The sequence below is a fragment of the Isoptericola sp. NPDC055063 genome, assembly GCF_053608125.1.
In genome coordinates this window covers 150,333-168,826 of record NZ_JBSGUW010000010.1, presented here as the reverse complement: position 1 = coordinate 168,826, position 18,494 = coordinate 150,333, and the positions used below count along the sequence as shown (strand labels likewise).

The 18,494-nt window shown below is 74.9% G+C and carries 19 protein-coding genes; 7 read left to right on the top strand and 12 right to left on the bottom strand.

The window, feature by feature from the left end; translation table 11 throughout:
• The first annotated feature begins 48 nt into the window (after positions 1–48).
• Entirely contained in the window at positions 49–1,194 is a 1,146-nt protein-coding gene (locus ACWF41_RS13955) for a trans-sulfuration enzyme family protein (protein WP_380315012.1), read from the top strand.
• Positions 1,195–1,227: 33 nt separating this feature from the next.
• Here the strand turns inward: ACWF41_RS13955 and ACWF41_RS13950 are convergent, their stop codons facing one another.
• The 3 genes from ACWF41_RS13950 to murA are packed head-to-tail and all read right to left on the bottom strand — an operon-like array spanning position 1,228 to position 4,400.
• Complete coding sequence (locus ACWF41_RS13950) at positions 1,228–2,286, bottom strand: NAD(P)H-dependent glycerol-3-phosphate dehydrogenase (protein WP_380315015.1); 1,059 nt, start codon at positions 2,284–2,286, stop codon at positions 1,228–1,230.
• A complete protein-coding gene (locus tag ACWF41_RS13945) occupies positions 2,283–3,041 on the bottom strand; it encodes a lysophospholipid acyltransferase family protein (RefSeq protein ID WP_380315018.1) in 759 nt (252 codons plus the stop codon). Before ACWF41_RS13945 ends, ACWF41_RS13950 begins: the two co-directional genes overlap by 4 nt.
• A gap of 42 nt (positions 3,042–3,083) precedes the next feature.
• Positions 3,084–4,400 (bottom strand): UDP-N-acetylglucosamine 1-carboxyvinyltransferase, encoded by a 1,317-nt coding sequence (gene murA / locus ACWF41_RS13940; protein ID WP_380315021.1) that lies wholly within the window; start codon positions 4,398–4,400, stop codon positions 3,084–3,086.
• A 239-nt stretch (positions 4,401–4,639) separates the two neighbouring features.
• On the opposite strand from murA, the gene ACWF41_RS13935 reads away from it, so the two are divergent.
• Positions 4,640–6,001, top strand: a complete 1,362-nt coding sequence (locus ACWF41_RS13935; protein ID WP_380315024.1) for an MFS transporter — start codon at positions 4,640–4,642, stop codon at positions 5,999–6,001.
• Between the two features lie 90 nt (positions 6,002–6,091).
• Here ACWF41_RS13935 and ACWF41_RS13930 read toward each other — a convergent pair whose 3' ends face one another.
• Both ACWF41_RS13930 and ACWF41_RS13925 read right to left on the bottom strand, forming a co-directional pair.
• Positions 6,092–7,744 carry a DHA2 family efflux MFS transporter permease subunit gene (locus ACWF41_RS13930; protein ID WP_380315027.1) on the bottom strand — a complete coding sequence of 551 codons (1,653 nt, stop codon included), beginning with the start codon at positions 7,742–7,744 and terminating at the stop codon, positions 6,092–6,094.
• A 37-nt stretch (positions 7,745–7,781) separates the two neighbouring features.
• Positions 7,782–8,291, bottom strand: coding sequence for a MarR family winged helix-turn-helix transcriptional regulator (locus tag ACWF41_RS13925; RefSeq protein WP_380315030.1), 510 nt, complete (start codon positions 8,289–8,291; stop codon positions 7,782–7,784).
• Between the two features lie 51 nt (positions 8,292–8,342).
• On the opposite strand from ACWF41_RS13925, the gene ACWF41_RS13920 reads away from it, so the two are divergent.
• The 3 genes from ACWF41_RS13920 to ACWF41_RS13910 all read left to right on the top strand — a co-directional run bounded on the left by ACWF41_RS13920 (position 8,343) and on the right by ACWF41_RS13910 (position 10,987).
• On the top strand, positions 8,343–9,416 hold the full coding sequence (locus ACWF41_RS13920; RefSeq protein WP_380315033.1) for an LLM class flavin-dependent oxidoreductase: 1,074 nt from the start codon (positions 8,343–8,345) through the stop codon (positions 9,414–9,416).
• Positions 9,413–10,072 carry an NADPH-dependent F420 reductase gene (locus tag ACWF41_RS13915; RefSeq protein ID WP_380315037.1) on the top strand — a complete coding sequence of 220 codons (660 nt, stop codon included), beginning with the start codon at positions 9,413–9,415 and terminating at the stop codon, positions 10,070–10,072. The genes ACWF41_RS13920 and ACWF41_RS13915 overlap by 4 nt, the downstream gene beginning before the upstream one ends.
• A gap of 219 nt (positions 10,073–10,291) precedes the next feature.
• On the top strand, positions 10,292–10,987 hold the full coding sequence (locus ACWF41_RS13910; protein WP_380315040.1) for a DUF4287 domain-containing protein: 696 nt from the start codon (positions 10,292–10,294) through the stop codon (positions 10,985–10,987).
• A gap of 48 nt (positions 10,988–11,035) precedes the next feature.
• On the opposite strand, the gene ACWF41_RS13905 is transcribed toward ACWF41_RS13910, so the two are convergent.
• From ACWF41_RS13905 to ACWF41_RS13895, 3 genes are read right to left on the bottom strand one after another with little or no spacing between them, the layout of a single operon-like run.
• Positions 11,036–11,530 (bottom strand): MarR family winged helix-turn-helix transcriptional regulator, encoded by a 495-nt coding sequence (locus ACWF41_RS13905; RefSeq protein WP_380315043.1) that lies wholly within the window; start codon positions 11,528–11,530, stop codon positions 11,036–11,038.
• A complete protein-coding gene (locus ACWF41_RS13900; RefSeq protein ID WP_380315046.1) occupies positions 11,527–12,285 on the bottom strand; it encodes an SDR family NAD(P)-dependent oxidoreductase in 759 nt (252 codons plus the stop codon). The genes ACWF41_RS13905 and ACWF41_RS13900 overlap by 4 nt, the downstream gene beginning before the upstream one ends.
• A 19-nt stretch (positions 12,286–12,304) precedes the next feature.
• Positions 12,305–13,291, bottom strand: coding sequence for a helix-turn-helix transcriptional regulator (locus ACWF41_RS13895; protein ID WP_380315049.1), 987 nt, complete (start codon positions 13,289–13,291; stop codon positions 12,305–12,307).
• A gap of 137 nt (positions 13,292–13,428) precedes the next feature.
• On the opposite strand from ACWF41_RS13895, the gene ACWF41_RS13890 reads away from it, so the two are divergent.
• Positions 13,429–13,833 carry a VOC family protein gene (locus ACWF41_RS13890; RefSeq protein WP_380315052.1) on the top strand — a complete coding sequence of 135 codons (405 nt, stop codon included), beginning with the start codon at positions 13,429–13,431 and terminating at the stop codon, positions 13,831–13,833.
• A gap of 15 nt (positions 13,834–13,848) precedes the next feature.
• Here ACWF41_RS13890 and ACWF41_RS13885 read toward each other — a convergent pair whose 3' ends face one another.
• From ACWF41_RS13885 to ACWF41_RS13875, 3 genes are all read right to left on the bottom strand, one after another.
• Complete coding sequence (locus tag ACWF41_RS13885) at positions 13,849–14,904, bottom strand: Gfo/Idh/MocA family protein (protein WP_380315055.1); 1,056 nt, start codon at positions 14,902–14,904, stop codon at positions 13,849–13,851.
• Positions 14,901–15,917: a Gfo/Idh/MocA family protein gene (locus ACWF41_RS13880; RefSeq protein WP_380315058.1), complete on the bottom strand. Its 1,017-nt coding sequence runs from the start codon at positions 15,915–15,917 to the stop codon at positions 14,901–14,903. Before ACWF41_RS13880 ends, ACWF41_RS13885 begins: the two co-directional genes overlap by 4 nt.
• A 74-nt stretch (positions 15,918–15,991) precedes the next feature.
• Positions 15,992–16,516, bottom strand: a complete 525-nt coding sequence (locus ACWF41_RS13875; RefSeq protein ID WP_380315061.1) for a VOC family protein — start codon at positions 16,514–16,516, stop codon at positions 15,992–15,994.
• Positions 16,517–16,609: 93 nt separating this feature from the next.
• Here ACWF41_RS13875 and ACWF41_RS13870 point away from each other — a divergent pair, with 93 nt between their 5' ends.
• Positions 16,610–17,572, top strand: coding sequence for a helix-turn-helix transcriptional regulator (locus ACWF41_RS13870; protein WP_380315064.1), 963 nt, complete (start codon positions 16,610–16,612; stop codon positions 17,570–17,572).
• On the opposite strand, the gene ACWF41_RS13865 is transcribed toward ACWF41_RS13870, so the two are convergent.
• Positions 17,569–18,459, bottom strand: a complete 891-nt coding sequence (locus ACWF41_RS13865) for a sigma-70 family RNA polymerase sigma factor (RefSeq protein WP_380315067.1) — start codon at positions 18,457–18,459, stop codon at positions 17,569–17,571. The genes ACWF41_RS13870 and ACWF41_RS13865 overlap by 4 nt on opposite strands.
• Between the last annotated feature and the right edge of the window lie 35 nt (positions 18,460–18,494).

Sequence of the window (18,494 nt, the reverse complement as noted above, 5' to 3'; positions counted from 1 at the left end):
AGTGGGACGGGGCGACGGCGGCGCGGGTCGGCGTCGTACCCTGCGGCCATGACGCACGACCCCCAGGGCTCCCTGTCCCCCGCCACGCTCGCCGTCACCGCGGGGCGTCCGCCGCGCACGCAGGGCGGCCCGGTGAACCCGCCGGTCGTGCTGAGCTCCACGTACGTGAACCAGGGCGTCTCCGCCCCGGGCGAGCTGCTGTACACCCGGATGGACACCGAGACGTGGCACCCGTTCGAGGAGGCCCTGGCGGCGCTGGAGGGCGCGACCCACGGCGTCGTCTTCGGCTCCGGCATGGCGGCCGTGATCGCGGCGGTCGGGCACGTGCCCGAGGGCGGAGCCGTCGTCGTCCCGCGGCACGCCTACCAGGTGTCGCTCGGCTACCTGGACGACCTCGCCGCCACGCGCGGCGTCGAGGTGCGGCGCGTGGACGTCGCGGACACGGACCAGGTGGTCGCGGCCCTGGACGGCGCCGCGGTGCTGCTGGCCGAGTCGCCCACCAACCCCATGCTCGAGGTCGCGGACCTGCCCGCGATCCTGGCGGCGGCGCGCGAGCGCGGGGTGCGCTCGGTCGTGGACAACACGTTCGCGACGCCGCTCGGCCAGCGCCCGCTGGACCTCGGCGCGGACGTCGTCGTGCACTCGGTGACCAAGTACCTGGCCGGGCACTCGGACGTGGTGCTCGGCGCGGTCGTGACGCGCGACGACGAGATCGCGGCGGGCGTGCGCGCCTACCGGACGATGCACGGCGCGATCCCGGGGCCGATGGAGGTCTGGCTCGCGCTGCGCGGCCTGCGCACCCTGCACCTGCGGGTGGAGCGCGCGAACGCCAGCGCCGCCGAGCTGGCCCGGCGCCTCGCCGAGCACCCGGGCGTCGCCGAGGTGCGGCACCCCTCGCTGCCCGGCGACCCCGGGCACGAGCGCGCCGCCGGCCTCATGAACGGGTTCGGCGCTGTGCTCGGCCTGCGGCCCCACGGCGGCCCCGCCGCGGCGGACGCCGTCGTCGCGGCGGTCCGGCTCTGGGTCCCGGCCACCTCGCTCGGCGGAGTGGAGTCCACGCTGGAGCGGCGCCGCCGCTTCGCCACCGAGTCGCGCACCGTGCCCGAGGACCTGCTGCGGCTCTCGGTCGGCGTCGAGGACGTCGAGGACCTCTGGGCCGACCTGGACCAGGCCCTGCGCGCGGCCGGCGCCTGAGCGGGGCCTGGCCGGGCGCCGGGCCCGCGCGGGTCAGGCGCCGACGCCCTCGGACTTCTGCGGCCGGGCGAGCAGGCCGCGGGCCATGTCCTCCACCGGCAGCCCGTCGTACAGGACCGCCACGACGCCGGCGGTGATCGGCATGTCGACGCCGTGCTTGCTCGCGAGGTCGAGCACGGACCGGCACGACTTGGCGCCCTCCGCCGTCGTCCCCGTGGCCGCGACCGCCTCCTCGAGCGTGCAGCCCTCGCCGATGCGGCGGCCCACCGTGTGGTTGCGCGACAGCGGCGAGGCGCAGGTGGCGACGAGGTCGCCCATGCCGGCGAGCCCCGCGAACGTCGCCGCGTCGGCCCCGAGCGCGAGCCCGAGCCGCGTGATCTCGACCAGGCCCCGGGTGATGACCGTCGCCGTCGTGTTGTCGCCGAAGCCGCGGCCCTGGGCCATGCCCACGGCCAGCGCGATGACGTTCTTCACGGCGCCGCACAGCTCGACGCCCGTGACGTCGCTGTTGAGGTAGGGGCGGAAGTAGGGCGTGGTGCACGCCTCGGCCACCAGGCGGGTCGCCGCCTCGTCGGTGCCCGCGACCACCGTCGCGGTGGGCTGCTCCGCCGCGATCTCGCGGGCCAGGTTCGGGCCGGACACGACCGTGACGCGCGCCGTCGGGACGCCGAGCGACTCGGCGATCACCTCGCTCATGCGCTGGTCGGTGCTCAGCTCGACGCCCTTCATGAGGGAGACGATCACGGCGTCGGGCTCCACGAGGTCCCGGAGCGCGCCGAGCGTGGCGCGCGCGACCTGCGACGGCACGGCGACCACGACGATCTCCGCCCCGTCCAGCGCGACGGCCGCGTCGGTGGTGCCGAGCATCGCCGGCAGCTCGATGCCGGGCAGGTACTTCTCGTTGCGCCGCGCCGTCGTGACCTCCTGGGCCACGGCGGCGTCCCGCCCCCACAGCCGGACGTCGCACCCGGCGTCGGCGAGCACCTTCGCGAACGTCGTGCCCCACGATCCGGAGCCGAGCACGGCGACGCGCCGACGCGGGGCCGCCGCTCGGGGGACGATGGGCAGCTCGGTGGTCAGGTCGTTGCTCAAGGGCGCTCCACGGGCGGGTAGTGGGTCTGCTTCTTCTCGTACTCGGGGTGCTTGCGCAGGTCGAAGCGGGCGGCCGGCGGCGTCTCGCCGCGGATCACCGCGAGCTGCGCCGTGATCGCGTCCATGACGCGGTTGGTGGCCTCGCGCAGCACCAGCGTGTCGAGCGGACGGTCGTAGAGGTCGGACAGGTCCACGGGCGGCCCGGCGACGATCGTCACGGGCTTGCGCGGCCACGGCCGCAGCAGCCGCCCGTACCGCGGCAGGGTCTTGTGCGCGCCCCACTGGGCGACGGGGATCACCGGCAGGCGGCTCACGAGCGCCAGCCGGGCGAGCCCGGTCTTGCCCTCCATGGGCCACAGGTCCGGGTCCCGGGTGAGGGTGCCCTCCGGCAGGATGGCGACGCACGCGCCGTGCCCGAGCTGCGCGCCCGCGTCCTCGAGCGACCTCGCCGCCGCGGACGTGCCCCGGTCGACGGGGATCATCCGCGTGGCGCGGAGCACGGAGCCGACCAGCGGCGCGGTGAACAACCCGCGCTTGGCCAGGATCCGCGGCTCGAACCCCTTGTCGAAGAGGTAGTGCGCCAGCGTGAGGGCGTCGAACTCCGTGACGTGGTTGGCCGCGGCGATGAAGCCGCCCTCGCGGGGCAGGTTCTCCTCGCCGCCGTCCCAGTCGTAGCGGATCATCGAGGACAGCAGGGGCCGCACGATCCGCGCGACGGCGCGGTAACCACGGGAGTCAGGTCGGGCGATCGGCACGGGCTCAGAGCCTACCCGCCCGTGCCGGCCGGCCGTGTCAGGTCAGCCCCGCGTGACGTCGGCGCCGAGCGAGACCAGCTTCTCCTGGAAGTTCTCGTACCCGCGGTCGATGAGGCTGATGCCACGCACGGTCGAGGAGCCGTTGGCGGTCAGGGCCGCGATGAGGTGGGAGAACCCGCCGCGCAGGTCGGGGACCTCGATGTCGGCCGCGCTCAGCGGCGTCGGGCCGGAGATGACGGCCGAGTGCCGGAAGTTGCGCTGCCCGAACCGGCAGTCCCGCCCGCCCAGGCACTCCTTGTAGACCTGGATGGTGGCGCCCATCTTGCGCAGCGCGTCGGCGAAGCCGAACCGGTTCTCGTACACCGTCTCGTGCACGATCGACAGGCCCTTCGCCTGGGTCAGCGCGACGACGAGCGGCTGCTGCCAGTCCGTCATGAAGCCGGGGTGCACGTCGGTCTCCAGGACGATGGAGTCCAGGTCCCCGCCCGGGTGCCAGAACCGGATGCCGTCCTCGGCCACGTCGAACCGGCCGCCCACCTTCCGGAACGTGTTGAGGAACGTCATCATCTCGGGCTGCGTCGCGCCCTTGATCGTCACGTCGCCGCCCGTGGCCAGCGCCGCGGACGCCCAGGACGCCGTCTCGATCCGGTCGCTCAGCGCAGTGTGCGAGTAGCCCTCGAGGCGGTCCACGCCCTCGATCCGGATCACCCGGTCGGTGTCGACGGAGATGATCGCGCCCATCTTCTGCAGGACGGCGATGAGGTCCATGATCTCGGGCTCGATGGCCGCGCCGGTGAGCTCGGTGATGCCCTCCGCGCGCACGGCCGTGAGCAGGAGCTGCTCGGTGGCGCCGACGGACGGGTACGGCAGCGAGATCTTGGTGCCCTGCAGGCGGCGGGGGGCGCGGAGCTGGATGCCGTTCGGCATCTTGTCCACGACGGCGCCGAACTGCCGCAGGATGTCCAGGTGGTAGTTGATCGGCCGGTCGCCGATCCGGCAGCCGCCCAGGTCGGGGATGAACGCCTCGCCGAGCCGGTGCAGCAGCGGGCCGCAGAACAGGATCGGGATCCGGGACGAGCCCGCGTGGGCGTCGATGTCCGCCACGTGCGCGGACTCCACGTTCGACGGGTCGAGGTCGAGGATGCCCGCGTCGGGGTCCGCCTTGACGTTGACGCCGTGCAGCTCGAGCAGGCCCGTGACCACCGCGACGTCGCGGATCTGCGGGACGTTCCGCAGCACGCTCGCCGACTCTCCCAGCAGGGACGCGACCATCGCCTTGGAGACGAAGTTCTTCGCCCCACGCACCGTGATGGTGCCCTCGAGCGGGGTCCCGCCGTTCACGTGCAGCAGATCGTTCATGTCGTCGTGTTCGTCCCGTCGTTACGAGTGCAGTGGTGCCCGGGGCGTCGTCGGTTGCCGTCGTCCCAGCGCGCCGTCGATCCTGCCCCGCCCGGCCCGGCGGTGCCAACACGCGCCCGGAGAGCCATCCTCACGTTCACCACACCTTCACGCGCCGGGCACCCCCTCGCAGGGCCGCCGATTCCGTATCCCGAGACAAGTGTTCATGATGCGGACTCACGGGCGTACCGTCCCCGACCATGTCCACCTCCGTCACGTCGGGCGCCCCCAGCACGCCGACGCCGGCCGTCAACTCGCGCGGCCGCGTCATCGTCGCGTCGCTCATCGGCACGTCCATCGAGTTCTACGACTTCTACGCGTACGCGACCGCGGCCTCGCTCGTCTTCCCGGCCCTGTTCTTCCCGAACCAGGACGGCACCACGGCCCTGCTCGCGTCGTTCGCCGCGTTCGGCGTCGCGTTCGTCGCGCGGCCGGTCGGGTCCGTCCTCTTCGGCCACTTCGGCGACCGGGTGGGCCGCAAGACGACGCTCGTGGCGTCCCTGCTCACCATGGGCATCGCGACCGTGGTGATCGGCGTCATCCCCGCCGCCACCAACCCGGGCTGGGCCGTGCTCGCGCCCGTCGTGCTGGTGCTGTGCCGCTTCTGCCAGGGCCTCGGTCTGGGCGGCGAGTGGGGCGGCGCCGCCCTGCTGGCCACGGAGAACGCGCCGGCCGGCAAGCGCGCCGTGTGGGGCACGTTCCCGCAGCTGGGCGCCCCGATCGGCTTCATCCTCGCCAACCTGGTGTTCATCGGCCTCTCGCAGACCCTCACCGACGCGCAGTTCACGTCGTGGGGCTGGCGCGTGCCGTTCCTCGCCAGCTCGATCCTCGTGATCGTGGGCCTGTGGGTGCGGCTCAAGCTCATCGAGACGCCCGCCTTCACCAAGGTCGTCGAGGCGGAGGCCGTCGCGAAGGTGCCGGTGGCCGAGGTGTTCCGCACGTCGTGGCGCAAGGTCCTCTCCGGCACGTTCATCATGGTCGCCACGTACGGGCTCTTCTACCTGATGACCACGTTCACGCTGAACTACGGCATCGCCGCGACGGACCCCACGGACGGCTCCCCCGCCGGCCTGGGCTACGAGAAGATCGACTTCCTCTGGATGCTCATCGTGGGCTGCGTCTTCTTCGGCCTGTTCACGCTCGCGTCGGGCCCGCTCGCGGAGAAGTACGGCCGCCGGCCCATGCTGCTGGTCGTCACCGGGGCGATCGCCGTCTTCGGCCTGCTCTTCGTGCCGCTGTTCGCCGGCGGCACCGTGGGCGTCCAGACCCTCCTCATCCTCGGCTTCACGCTCATGGGCCTGACCTTCGGCCCGATGGCGGCGCTGCTGCCCGAGCTGTTCCCGGCGAACGTCCGCTACACGGGCGCGTCGGTGGCGTACAACCTCGCGTCGATCCTCGGCGCCGCCGTGGCGCCGTTCGTCGCGGTGTGGCTCTGGGAGAAGGCCGGCTCCCCGGTCCTCGTGGGCGCCTACCTCGCCGTGATGGCCGCGGTCACCTTCGTGGCGCTGTGGCTGCAGAAGGAGACCAGGGACGTCGACTTCAGCGGGGACATCTCCGCCTGACGACGGCGCTGCCGCCCGGCACGACGACGGCGCCGTCCCTCCGCCGCGGAGGGGCGGCGCCGTCGTCGCACCGGACGAACCGGCGGTCCGTCAGGCCGTCGCCTCGGCCGTCTCGTGCTCGCGGTGCTGCACGGGCGACATCGCCGCCGCGCACACGACGCCGATCACCAGGACGGCGCCCACCAGCAGCAGCGTCTGGCCGGCGGCGGTGGCGAAGCCCGCGAAGAACGCCTGCTGGGCCGCCGCACCGACCTGCTCCGCGACCGAGGACGGGACGCCGTCGGGCAGCTGGACCGAGCCGACCGCCGTCGTGCCGAGGCCGCCGCTGGCCTGCGTGATCCCGTCGACGAACGGCTGCCGGTACTGCTCCGGCAGCTGGGCCGCGACGTCCTGCGCGGCGGCCGGGACGGTGATCGCAAGGCGGGCCGAGAGCACCGCCACCACGACGGCCGACCCGATGACGCCGCCCACCTGGCGGTTGGTGTTGAACGCGCCCGCCCCGGCGCCGGCCGTGCGGGCGTCGAGCCCCGACGTGGCCAGGTTGGACAGGGGCGAGAACGTGAGGCCGGTCCCGACGCCGAACAGCGCCATCGGCCACAGCAGCGCGTACGGGGACAGGTCGGGGTCGAGCACGGCGGAGAGCCAGAGCACCGCCCCCGCGATCGCGGCGAAGCCCGCGGCGACCACCCACTTGGCCGGCACCCGGTCGGACAGCCGACCCGCGAACGGCGCCACCACCCCGGACACGAGCGAGCCCGGCATCATCACCAGCGCCGCGTTGATGGGCGTCAGGCCGAGGATGGACTGCAGGAAGATCGTCAGCGGGAAGAAGATGCCGATCATCGCGAACGTCACGACCATGCCGTCGACGTTGGCGAGCGAGAAGTTGCGCGAGCGGAACAGCCGCAGCGGGAGCAGCGCGCGCGGCCCCTGCTTGTGCTGCCACCAGACGAACCCGGCAAGGACGAGCACGCCCAGCCCCACGACCGTCCACACCGAGAACGGCCCCCAGATGTGGCCCCAGTCGTAGTTCTCGCCCTCCTGCAGGCCGAAGACGACGGCCGCGAGGCCCACCACCGACAGCACCACGCCGAGCGGGTCGATCGTCGTCCCGTGCGACGGGAGGTGCGGCAGCCGCGCGAACGAGAACCAGAGCGCGGCGACACCCACCGGGATGTTGACGTAGAAGATCCACTCCCAGCCGATCGTCTCGACGAAGACGCCGCCGAGCAGCGGGCCGACCAGCGTCGCCACGCCCGCCGTCGCGCCCCACAGGCCCATCGCCGCGCCGCGCTGGGTGGGCGGGAAGACGCGCGTGATCATCGACATCGTCTGCGGGGTCATCATCGCCGCGCCCACGCCCTGCAGGACACGGAAGCCGATGAGCCAGCCGATCTCGGGCTCGGATCCGATGTTGCCGGAGAAGCCGCAGAGGAACGAGAACGTCGTGAACACCACGAGCCCGACGATGAACACCGACTTCTGCCCGTACCGGTCGCCGAGCCGGCCGGCCAGGAGCATCAGCACGGCGTAGGAGAGCAGGTAGGCGCTGTTCACCCAGCCGACCTCGATGAGGGAGGCGGAGAACTGCTCGGTGAGCGTGGGGATGGCGATGTTCACGATCGTGGTGTCGACCATGATCATGAAGAAGCCGAGGATGAGCGGCGGGAGCACGCTCCAGGCCGACCGGCCGTGCAGGTCGACGAGAGGGGTCACCGGGGCGCGCCCGGACGTGGTGGACATGCGACGAGCGTGGCACGGCCCACCGACGCGCGCCTCGTCACGCGGGCGGTGTGCCCGGCGCCCCCTCGAGCGACGCGCGCAGCGCGACGGCGATCTCTCCCGCCGCGGCGAGCTGGTCGTCGCTCAGCGCGTCGACGAACAGGCGCCGCACGTCCCGCAGGTGCCCGACCGACGCCCGGCGGAAGGACGCGGCGCCCTCGTCGGTGAGCGCCACTCCCGCCGCCCTGCTCCCCCGCCGCGCGACGAGCCCGCGGCGCTCCATGCGGCCCACGTGGTGCGAGAGCCGGCTGCGCTCCCAGCCCACCGCCGTCGCGAGCGCCGAGGACCGCAGGCAGCCCCCGTCGGCATCGTGCAGCGCGAGGAGCACCGCGTAGTCGGCCCACGACAGCCCCGACTCGGCCTGCAAGCGAGACGACAGGCGCGAGCGGAGCGCCTCGGTCGTCTCGACGAACTCGCGCCAGGTGCGCAGCTGGTCGAGGGTCGGCGAGCGCCGCGCCCCGTCCCGGCCCTGCGTCATGCCGCCCTCCAGCCCTTCGGGAATTGACACGTCAACTCTGACGTTACCCCCGGCGACCGACACCGTCACGGGGAGGACACCATGACCACGCTCCAGCTCGGGCTCGACTCGTTCGGCGACCGCCCCGTCGGCGCCGACGGGGAGCTCGTCTCGCACGCCGCCGCGATCCGGCAGGTCGTCGACGAGGCCGTCCTGGCCGACCAGGTGGGCGTCGACGTCGTCGCGCTCGGCGAGCACCACCGGCCCGAATACGCCATCTCGACCCCCGAGACCGTGCTCGCCGCGATCGCGTCCCGCACCGAGCGCATCCGGCTGGCGTCGGGCGTGACCGTGCTGTCGTCCGACGACCCCGTGCGGGTGTTCCAGCGCTTCGCCACCCTCGACGCCCTGTCGGACGGGCGCGCCGAGGTGATCCTGGGGCGCGGCTCGTTCACCGAGTCGTTCCCGCTGTTCGGCTACGACCTCCAGGACTACGACCTGCTGTTCGACGAGAAGATCCACCTCTTCACCGAGTTGCTGAAGGAGGAGCCGGTCACCTGGTCCGGCACCACCCGGCCGGCGCTGCGCGACGCTGACGTCTTCCCCAAGACGGAGTCCGGCCGCCTGTCGACGTGGGTCGGCGTGGGCGGCTCCCCGCAGTCCGTGGTCCGCGCCGCGCACTACGGCCTGCCCCTCATGCTCGCGATCATCGGCGGGGAGCCCGCGCGGTTCGCGCCGTACGTGGATCTCTACCGCCGCGCCACCGCCCAGCTCGGCACGACGACGCACCCGGTGGGCATGCACTCGCCCGGGTTCGTCGCCGACACCGACGAGGAGGCCGTCGAGGTCTTCTGGCCCCACTACAAGCTCCAGCGCGACCGCATCGGGGCGTCCCGCGGGTGGCCGCCGATCCGGCGGGAGGAGTACGACGCCGAGATCGCGCACGGCTCCCTGTACATCGGGTCGCCGGAGACCGTCGCGCGCAAGATCGCGACGTCGGTCACCGCCCTCGGGGTGGGCCGGTTCGACATGATCTACACCACCGGCGCCCAGCCCGCCGAGGCCAGACTGCGCAACGTCGAGCTGTACGGCACCCAGGTGGTGCCCCGCGTGCGCGAGCTGGTCGCCGAGCAGACCGCCGCGCAGAACGACGCCGCACAGGACGGTGCCGCGTGACCGCACCGTCGTCCTCACCCGAGGCCACGACGATCGGCATCCTCGGCGCCGGGAAGGTCGGGACGGTCCTGGCGCGACTGGCCGCGGCGGCCAGGTACCGCGTGCTCGTCGCGGGCTCGGGCGACCCGGAGCGGATCGCGCTCACGGTCGAGGTGCTCGCCCCCGGCGCGCAGGCCGTCACCGCCCAGGAGGCCGCGGCGAAGGCCGACGTCGTCGTCCTCGCGCTCCCGCTCGGCCGCTACCGCACGGTCCCGGCGGACGCGCTGGCCGGGAAGCTCGTGCTCGACGCCATGAACTACTGGTGGGAGGTGGACGGGCACCGGGCGGACCTCGCCGAGCCCGCCACCTCGACGAGCGAGCTGGTGCAGGACTTCCTCCCGGCGTCGCGCGTCGTCAAGGCGTTCAACCACATGGGCTACCACGACCTCGACGGCGGGGCCCGGCCGGCCGGTGCGCCGGACCGGCGGGCGATCGCGGTCGCCGGGGACGAGCCCGACGACGTGCGGCAGGTGGCCGACCTCGTCGACCGGCTCGGCTTCGACCCCGTGGTCGCGGGCGCGCTGGCCGCCGGCGCGCGGCTGCAGCCGGGCACCCCGGCGTTCGGCGCCAACGTCGCCCGCGCCGAGCTGCGGGAGCTGGTCGGGGCGCGGGGCTGACGCCCGCCCTCGCGGCCGTCGGCGGCGCCCCCTACGCTGGACGGCAGGGCGGCGCGTCCCGCCCGACCCCCGGTCCGGCGCTCGCGCCGCCGGGACCGCGCGAGCGGTGGGGCAGAGGGGACCTCGAGTGCTCGACGCGGGTCAGGACACCGTGTTCCCGGTGCCTGCCGGCGGGCGCGAGCCGCGGGTGGCGCGCCGAGCGAGCACGCAGGAGTCCCCATGACCACGCAGGAATCGTTCAAGCGCCGCGTCCGCGCGCGCATGACCCGCACCGGCGAGAAGTACGGCGCCGCGCGCCGCGCCCTCCTCGCCCAGGCCGCGCCCGCCACGCCGCCGGGAGCCGCGCCCGGCACGCGCCGCTGGGTCTCGCAGCCCGACGTCGCCGACGACGCCGTCCGCGAGAACACCGGCCACGGCTGGGACGAGTGGGTCGACCTCGTCGACGCGGGCCCCGGTCGCGAGGCCGGCCACACCGCCATCGCCGCGTGGGTGGCCGAGCAGCACGGCGTGCCGGGGTGGTGGGCGCAGTCCGTCACCGTCGGCTACGAGCGCATCACCGGGCTGCGCGTGCCCGGGCAGCGACCCGACGGCACGTTCTCCGTGAGCCGGTCGCGGCTGACCGACCTCGACCCGGACCTCGTGCGCGCCCTGCTCGACGACGAGGCGGCCCGCGCCGACCTCGTTCCCGGCCTGACGCTCACGCCGAGGTCGCGGCCCGGGGTCAAGAGCCCCCGGTTCGGCGTCTCCGACGACGACGGCGCGCACGGCGTCGCGATGTTCTCGCTGGACCCGGCCGGGTCCCGGCTGCGCCTCACCGTCACCCACGAGCGGATCCCGACGGCGGCCGAGGCCGAGCAGTGGAAGGGCTACTGGGCCGACTGGCTGGATGCGCTGGCCGCAGCCGGTGACGGCTGAGCCGGCGCCGGGTCCGGCCTGCACGGCCGGGCCCGGCGCGGGCCGCCCTCAGTCCCGGCGCAGGTGGTCCTCCGTGGCGGTCTCGAACCTGCGCAGCAGGCCCGCGAGCGCCCGGCGGTCGGCGACGTCCCACCCGGCGAGGAGCTCGTCCACGAGGCGGTCGCCGCCCTCGACGAACCGGCGGGCGACGTCGACGCCCGCGGGCGTCAGGTGCACGCGGGAGGCGCGGGCGTCGTCGGGGTCGGCCCTGCGCTCCACGAGCCCGCGCTTCTCCAGCCGGCCGAGGATCTTGCTGACGTTGGAGGCGCCGGTCGACAGGTGCTCGGCGACGTCGGAGGGGCGCCGCGGCCCGTGCCGCCAGAGCACCGTCATGACGACGATCGCGGGGGCGTCGAGGTCGACCCCCGCACGCCGCGCGATCGACGCCATGAGGTCCCCGCCCGTCCACAGCCCCATGACGCGCACCAGCGCGTCGAGCAGGTCCGAGCGATAGCCCGGGACGCCGGCGGGCCCGTCCACGGGAGCGGGGCCTGCGCCCGTCACGCGATCCGCGTGCCGCCGTCGACGGGCAGGACGACGCCCGTGACGAAGGCCGCCTCGTCGGACAGCAGGAACGCGGTGGCGGCGGCGATCTCCTCGGGGCGCCCGAGGCGCCCCATCGGCACGTCGGCGGCGTAGCCGGCGCGCGCGTCCGCGGGCAGCGAGGCGAGGGCGGCGGTCTCGATCGCGCCGGGCGCGACGGCGTTGACGCGGATGCCGTCGCCGACGTACTCCAGCGCCGTGGCGTGGGTCAGCGAGACGACGCCCGCCTTGGCCGCAGAGTACGGCGACAGGCCCGGCGACGCCTTGAGCCCGGCGATCGAGGCGGTGTTGACGATCGACCCGCCGCCGTGGGCGACCATGTGGGCGGTCTCCGCCCGCAGGCACAGGAAGGTGCCCCGCAGGGTGATGTCCTCGGCGCGGTCCCACGCCTCGACGGGCATCTCGTGCACGCGCGTCGGCCGCGTGCCGACGCCCGCGTTGTTCACCGCGAGGTGGAGCCCGCCGAAGGTCTCGACGGCCGTCGCGACCAGCGCCTCGACCGCGGCGGCGTCGCTGACGTCGGCGGCCTGGAACACGGCCCGCCCGCCCGCCGCGGCGATCTGCTCGACGACCCGCGCCCCGGCGTCCGCGTCGACGTCGGAGACGACGACGGCGGCCCCCTCGGCGGCGAGGCGGACGGCGATCGCCGCCCCGATCCCCGCGCCCGAGGCGGTCACGAGCGCGACCTTGTCGGTGAAGCGTGCGGTGGTGGACATAGGTGACCTCCTGAGAATTTTACTGTCCTGACGACAGTAACACCGGATGCTGCGCGACCAGCTCCGCCCCCAGCCGGGCCAGCTCCGCGCGGACCTCCGGCGGGCCGAGCACGCGGGCCTGGGCTCCCCAGCCCGCCAGGTGCCGCGCGACGTCGAGCGGCGTCGGCGCCGCCACGCGGACCCGGACCCAGCCGTCGTCGCCGTCGGCGTCGGCGCCATCCCCGACGGCGTCCTCGACCTGCGTGTGCCGCCCGAACTGGTCGCGGAGCACGGCGACGTGCTCCGGCGCCACGAGCACGGTGGCCCAGGTGGCGGAGCGCTTCTGCTCCACCTCACCGACCACGCGCCGCCACTCGGCCTGCAGGTCGAGGTCGTCGGGGACGGCGGCGGGCTCGTCCGTGACCTCCAGCGCGCCGACCCGGTCCACCCGGTACGTGCGCGGCCCGCGCTCCGTGCCCGCCACGAGGTACCAGACGCCGTCCTTGTCCACGAGGCCCCAGGGGTCGACGACGCGCCGCGAGGAGCGCCCGGTCGCGCCCGTGTAGTCGAGGCGCACCCGCCGCCGCCCGACGACGGCTCGCTGCAGCGCCTCCACCTCCGGCGGGGTCGCGCGGTCCGCGGCGCTCCAGCGCTCCCGGTCGACGACGACGGCCGCCGCGGCCGCCTCTGCCTCGGCGCGGAACGTGGCGGGCAGGGCGCGGACGAGCTTGCGCAGCGCGGACCGGGCGTCGTCGGACGAGCGGGTGCTCGGCCCGGCGAGCAGGAACAGGGCGCGCGCCTCGAGCGCGGTGAGACCGGTGAGGTCGGTGCGGGAGCCGCCCAGCAGCGACCAGCCGCCGCCGCGGCCGGGCTGCGGGTAGACCGGCACGCCCGCGGCCGACAGCGCCTCGAGGTCGCGACGCGCCGTCGCGACCGACACCTCGAGGGCGTCGGCGAGCTCCGCCGCCGTCACGCGCGGCCGCGACTGGAGGTGGAGCAGGACCTGGATGAGCCGGTCGGCGCGCATGACCCGAGACTGGCACAGAAAGTGATCAGTAGATGAGCACTTTGAGCGGAACAGTGGTGCTCATCAGGTCGTCCGGACCTGCACCTCTCGCCCCGAGAGCACGATCGACCCCGAGCACCATCGACCGAGGAGCACCCATGCTGCGTGGACTGACGACCATCACCTACCTCGCCGACGACGTCGCCGCCGCCCGCGACTGGTACGCCGAGGTGCTCGGCGCCGACGCGTACTTCGCCCGCGAGGTCGGCGACCGCCTCGCCTACGCCGAGTTCCGCATCGGCGACTACCAGCACGAGCTCGGCATCGTCGACCGGCGCTTCGCTCCCCCGCAGCCCGACGGCGCCGCCGGGGCCGTCGCCTACTGGGCGGTCGACGACGTGCGCGCCACGCACGCGCGGCTCCTGGAGCTGGGCGCCGCGCCCTACCAGGACGTCGTCGAGCGCGGCCCCGGCTTCGTCACCGCGGCCGTCGTCGACCCGTTCGGCAACGTGCTCGGCGTGATGGAGAACTCCCACTACGACGAGGTGCTCGCAAGCCGCTGAGCCGCGGCCTCCGGGTCACCGCCTCCGCACCACGCGGCCCGTCGCGACCGACTCCTGGGCGTCGAGCACGAGGCGCAGCGTCCGCAGCCCGACCTCGCCGTCGGGCTGCGGAGCCTCGCCGGCCCGCACGGCGCCCAGGAAGTGGTCGAGCATCGCCCGGTCGAGGTCGGCGCCGAGCGGCAGCCAGGCCGCCCCGCCGCCGGCGGTGCCCCCGACGTGCGCCCCGAACGGGTCGATGTCGGCGACGCCCTCGCTGCCGCACACCTGCAGCGTGAGCCCGCCCCAGTTCGCGGCCGCGTCGGGATGGCTCCAGGAGGAGTCGATCGTCAGCACCTGCCCGCCGGGGAAGGTCGCGGTGACCAGGCCCCCGGTCTCGGCGCGCACCCGCGGGTCGTCGGCGTGCAGCACGCGGTTCGCGACGGCCCGGACCGTCGCGGGCTCCGCGCCGTCGAGCAGGTCGTCGACCAGGTCCGCGAGGTGCACCACGTGGTCCACGAGGGCGCCGCCGCCCGCGAGCTCCGGGTCGACGAACCAGCCGCGGCCGCCCACGGGGATCTTGCCGTTGTTCGTCCCGACGAGGGCGAGGACGTCGCCGAGGGCGCCCGCCGCGACCGCCTGGCGCAGCGTCGCGAACTCGGGGCTGAACCGGACCGGGTACGCCATCATGAGGAACACGCCCGCCGCCCGGCACGCGTCCACCATCTCCCGGCCGTCGTCGAGCGTGGTCGCGAGCGGCTTCTCGCACAGCACGTGGGCCCCGGCCCGCGCCGCGGCGACCACCAGGTCGCGGTGCCGCGCGTTCTCGCTGCACACGACCACGGCGTCCGGCCCCCACGCGAGGGCCTCGCCGTACGTGTCGGCGTACGGGACGCCGATCGACTCCGCGAGCGCCCGGCCGCGCGGTGCGGCGTCGGTCGAGGACGAGCCGTCCGGGTCGCTCGTGAGCAGCTCGACGCCCGGCGTCGCCGCGAGCAGGGCGGCGTACCCCTCCGCGTGCGGGTGCGCGAACGACAGCAGCGCCACCTTCAGGGTGCGGTCCCGGACCGCGCCGTGCTGCACGATGCCGGTCATGCGATCCTCCCGACGAGGGTTGCGGTGTCGACGGCGACGGCCTCGCCGGTCGCGACGGACTCGAGGGCGGCCGCGGCGAGCTCCACGGCCACGGCCCCGTCGACGGCGGTCACCCGCGGCTCGGGCCCGCCGGCGAAGGCGCGGGCGAACTCGCGCACCTCCGTCAGGTACGGGCTCTCGCCGCCGACCGAGGCGGGGCGGGGCTCGCCGCCCGGCGGCACCGGGGCCAGGTCGAATCGCACCCCGGGAGCCTCGGCCGAGTCGTAGCGCAGCACACCGCCGTCGCCGGCCACGTGGAAGCCCGTGCGGAACGTCAGGTGCGGCGGACCCCAGACGCCGACGACCAGGCTCGTCGCGCCGTCCGCGTGGGTGAGGGTCACGTGCGCGGACTGCTGGCCGTCGGCGCGCGGCGCGGTGCGGGTCGCGTAGACCTCGACGACCTCCCCCGCGACCCACCGCGCCACGTCCAGGTCGTGGATCATCTGGTCCATCACGATGCCGCCGGACAGCGCCTCGTCGGCGAACCACGGCGACCACGACGGGAAGGTGCCCATCCGCGAGAACCGCAGCACGGCGGGTCGACCGACCCGGCCCGCGGCGACCGCGTCCCGCAGCGCCGCGTACTCCGGGAAGAACCGCACGACGTGCGCCGGGTAGAGGCGTCCCGTGGACCCCTCGGCCGCCCGCACCAGCTCCCACGCCTGCTCCGGCGTGCGCGCGAGCGGCTTCTCGCACACCACGTCCCGCCCCGCCGCCAGGGCGCGCAGCACGAGCGCGTGGTGCGTCGGCGTCGGCGTCAGCACGCCGATCACCGCGCTGCGCTCCAGCAGCTCGTCGAACGACGACGCCGCCGCCGCGCCGTGCCGCGAGGCGAGCGCCTCGGCCCCGCGCTCGCTGAAGATCGCCACGTCCGCACCCAGCTCGTGCCAGGCCGCCGCGTGCGGGACGGCGATGCCGCCCGCCCCGACCAGCCCCACCTGGGTGCCCACCCGGGTGCCCGCGCTCGTCGTCATGCCCGTTCTCCTTCGTCCGGGTCCGTGCGCCGGGGACCGTCGCACGGACCCGTGTATAGACCAGATCGCGACCGTCAGCGCACCGGCGCGCTGCTGCGGCCGTGGGCGCGTCCGCTCAGCTCGGCGTCGAGGGTCTCCTGCGCCACGCGCATCTGCTCCGCGTAGACCGGGTCCTGCAGCCGCTGCCACATGACGTCCTCGGGCACGTCCTCGACCTGGCAGACGACCCACCACACGTTGCCGAACGGGTCCTTGACCCGGCCGCCGCGCTGCCCGAAGGCGCTGTCGGCGAGGTCGGTGACGACCCTCGCCCCGGCCGCGGTGGCCCGCGCGAACGCGGCGTCGGCATCCGGCACGAACACGCGCAGCAGGCTGGGCATGACGGGCCACTCCGGGCGCCGGTCGAAGGCGAGGACGACGGTGTCTCCCACGCGGGTCTCGCCGTGTCCGACCGCGCCGTCCGCGGTGACGACGCGGGCGAGCTCCTCGCCGTCGAACGCCGCGGCGACGAAGTCGAGGAAGGCGCCCGTGTCGTCGGTGACGACCCACGGGGCGACGCTCGTGTATCCGGCGGGCGCGGGGTGCTGCGTGGCGGTCATGGGGGTGTCCTCTCGGGTGGGGTGATCCTGTGCCGACCACGCTAGGAGGCAATGAGGACCGTTCCTGTCCTCGATGGCAGGCAGGATGGGGACATGCCCGGACCCACCTCCCGCCTGCTCTCGCTGCTGTCGCTGCTGCAGACCGCACGCACCTGGCCCGGCGGCGAGCTCGCCGAACGGCTCGGCGTCACGCACCGCACGGTGCGGCGCGACGTCGAGCGGCTGCGCGAGCTCGGCTACCCCGTCGAGGCGACGCTCGGCGCCCACGGCGGGTACCGGCTGGTCGCGGGCACGTCCATGCCTCCACTGCTGCTGGAGGACGACGAGGCCGTCGCCGTCGCGCTCGGCCTGCGCACGGTCGCCGCCCACGGCCTGCCCGGGCTCGACGACGCGGGGGTCCGCGCCCTGACCAAGCTGAGCCGCTCGCTCCCACCCCGCCTGCGGCACCGCGTGCGCACGCTCGGCACGGCGGCCATGCCCGGGGACCGGCCCGCGAGCGCCGTCGACCCCGAGGTCCTCACCGTGCTGGCCGCCGCCGCCGCCAACCGCGAGCGCGTGCGGCTGGAGTACGAGACCCGCGGCGGTCGACGCGGGCCGCGGCACATGGAGCCGCAGCAGCTGGTCGTCGTGCGCCGGCACTGGTACCTCGTCGCGTTCGACCTCGACCGCGACGACTGGCGCACGTTTCGCGCCGACCGGGTCCACGCCCCGCGCGCCACGGGGGCCCGGTCGCGGCACGACCTGCCGCCGGAGGAGGTGCTGACCCACCTCGAGGCGAGCGAGCGCGCGCTGGCGCCCACGGCCCGCGCCGACGTCACGCTGCGCCTGCCCCTCGACGAAGCCCGCGCCCGGCTGCGCGACCACCTCGGGGACGGCGAGCTCGCCGCGGACGGCGAGAGCACCCGCTGGCGCAGCGCGGAGGACACCGTCGAGTGGCTTGCGCTGCGGCTGCTCGCGCTGGGGTGTGAGTTCGAGGTGCACGGGCCGCCCGCGCTGCGCGCCCACCTCGACGCGATCCACGAGCGCACCCGGCCAGCAACGAGCCGTCAGCGCTAGAGCGGACGCCGCAGCAGCACGGAGTGGACGGCGGCGATGCGCCCGTCGACCACCAGCAGCCGGACCACGGCGACGGGCTCGCCGTCCTGCACCGCAAGCACGCCCATGCCGTCCTCCCACCGCAGCGGGGTGAGCGTCCAGCCCGACTCCGGGCCGAGGTAGACCAGCGTGCGGGCCGCCACGCGCGCGGCGCCGACGTCGGACCCGACCCGCTCGCCGTGCCACGTCGCCCAGCCCGCCACGTCCGGGTGCAGCGTGCGGGCGAGGGCGCCCAGGTCGCCGCCGTCGCACGCCGCGACGAAGCGGTCGACGATGTCGCGGAGCTCCGGGTCGCGGGTCTCTGGTCCGCCGTGCCGCGGCACGGGGCCGCCGTCCCGCACCGCCCGGCGGGCGCGGCTCGCGAGCTGCCGGCACGCGACGGTAGTGCGCCCCACCACCTCGGCGACGTCGTCGAAGGGGACGCCGAACACGTCGTGCAGCACGAAGACGGTGCGCTCCCCCGGCGTGAGGCGGTCCAGCACGACGGCGAGGGCCCGACGGACCTCGTCGTCCAACGTGACGCGGTCGGCGGGGTCGGGGACAACGGCGTCCCCGCCGGCGCCGTCGGCGACGGCTAGCCCCGTGGGGTCGCGTGGCTCCGACCGCCGCCCCCGCGCGGACCGCACCCGGTCGAGCGCGAGCCGCCGCACCGCGACGACCAGCCAGGCGCGCAGGTCCCGGATCTGCTCGACGTCCTGCGTCGCCAGCCGCGCGAACGCGTCCTGCACGGCGTCCTCCGCCTCCACCGGGTCGGCCAGGATCCGGTCCGCGACGGCGCGCAGGTACGCCCGGTCGGCCCGCGACGCGGCCGTGACCCGTGCGGAGCTGCTGTGCTCGGGAGTGCTCATGACGACAGGACGATCGTGCACCCGCGAACGTGACG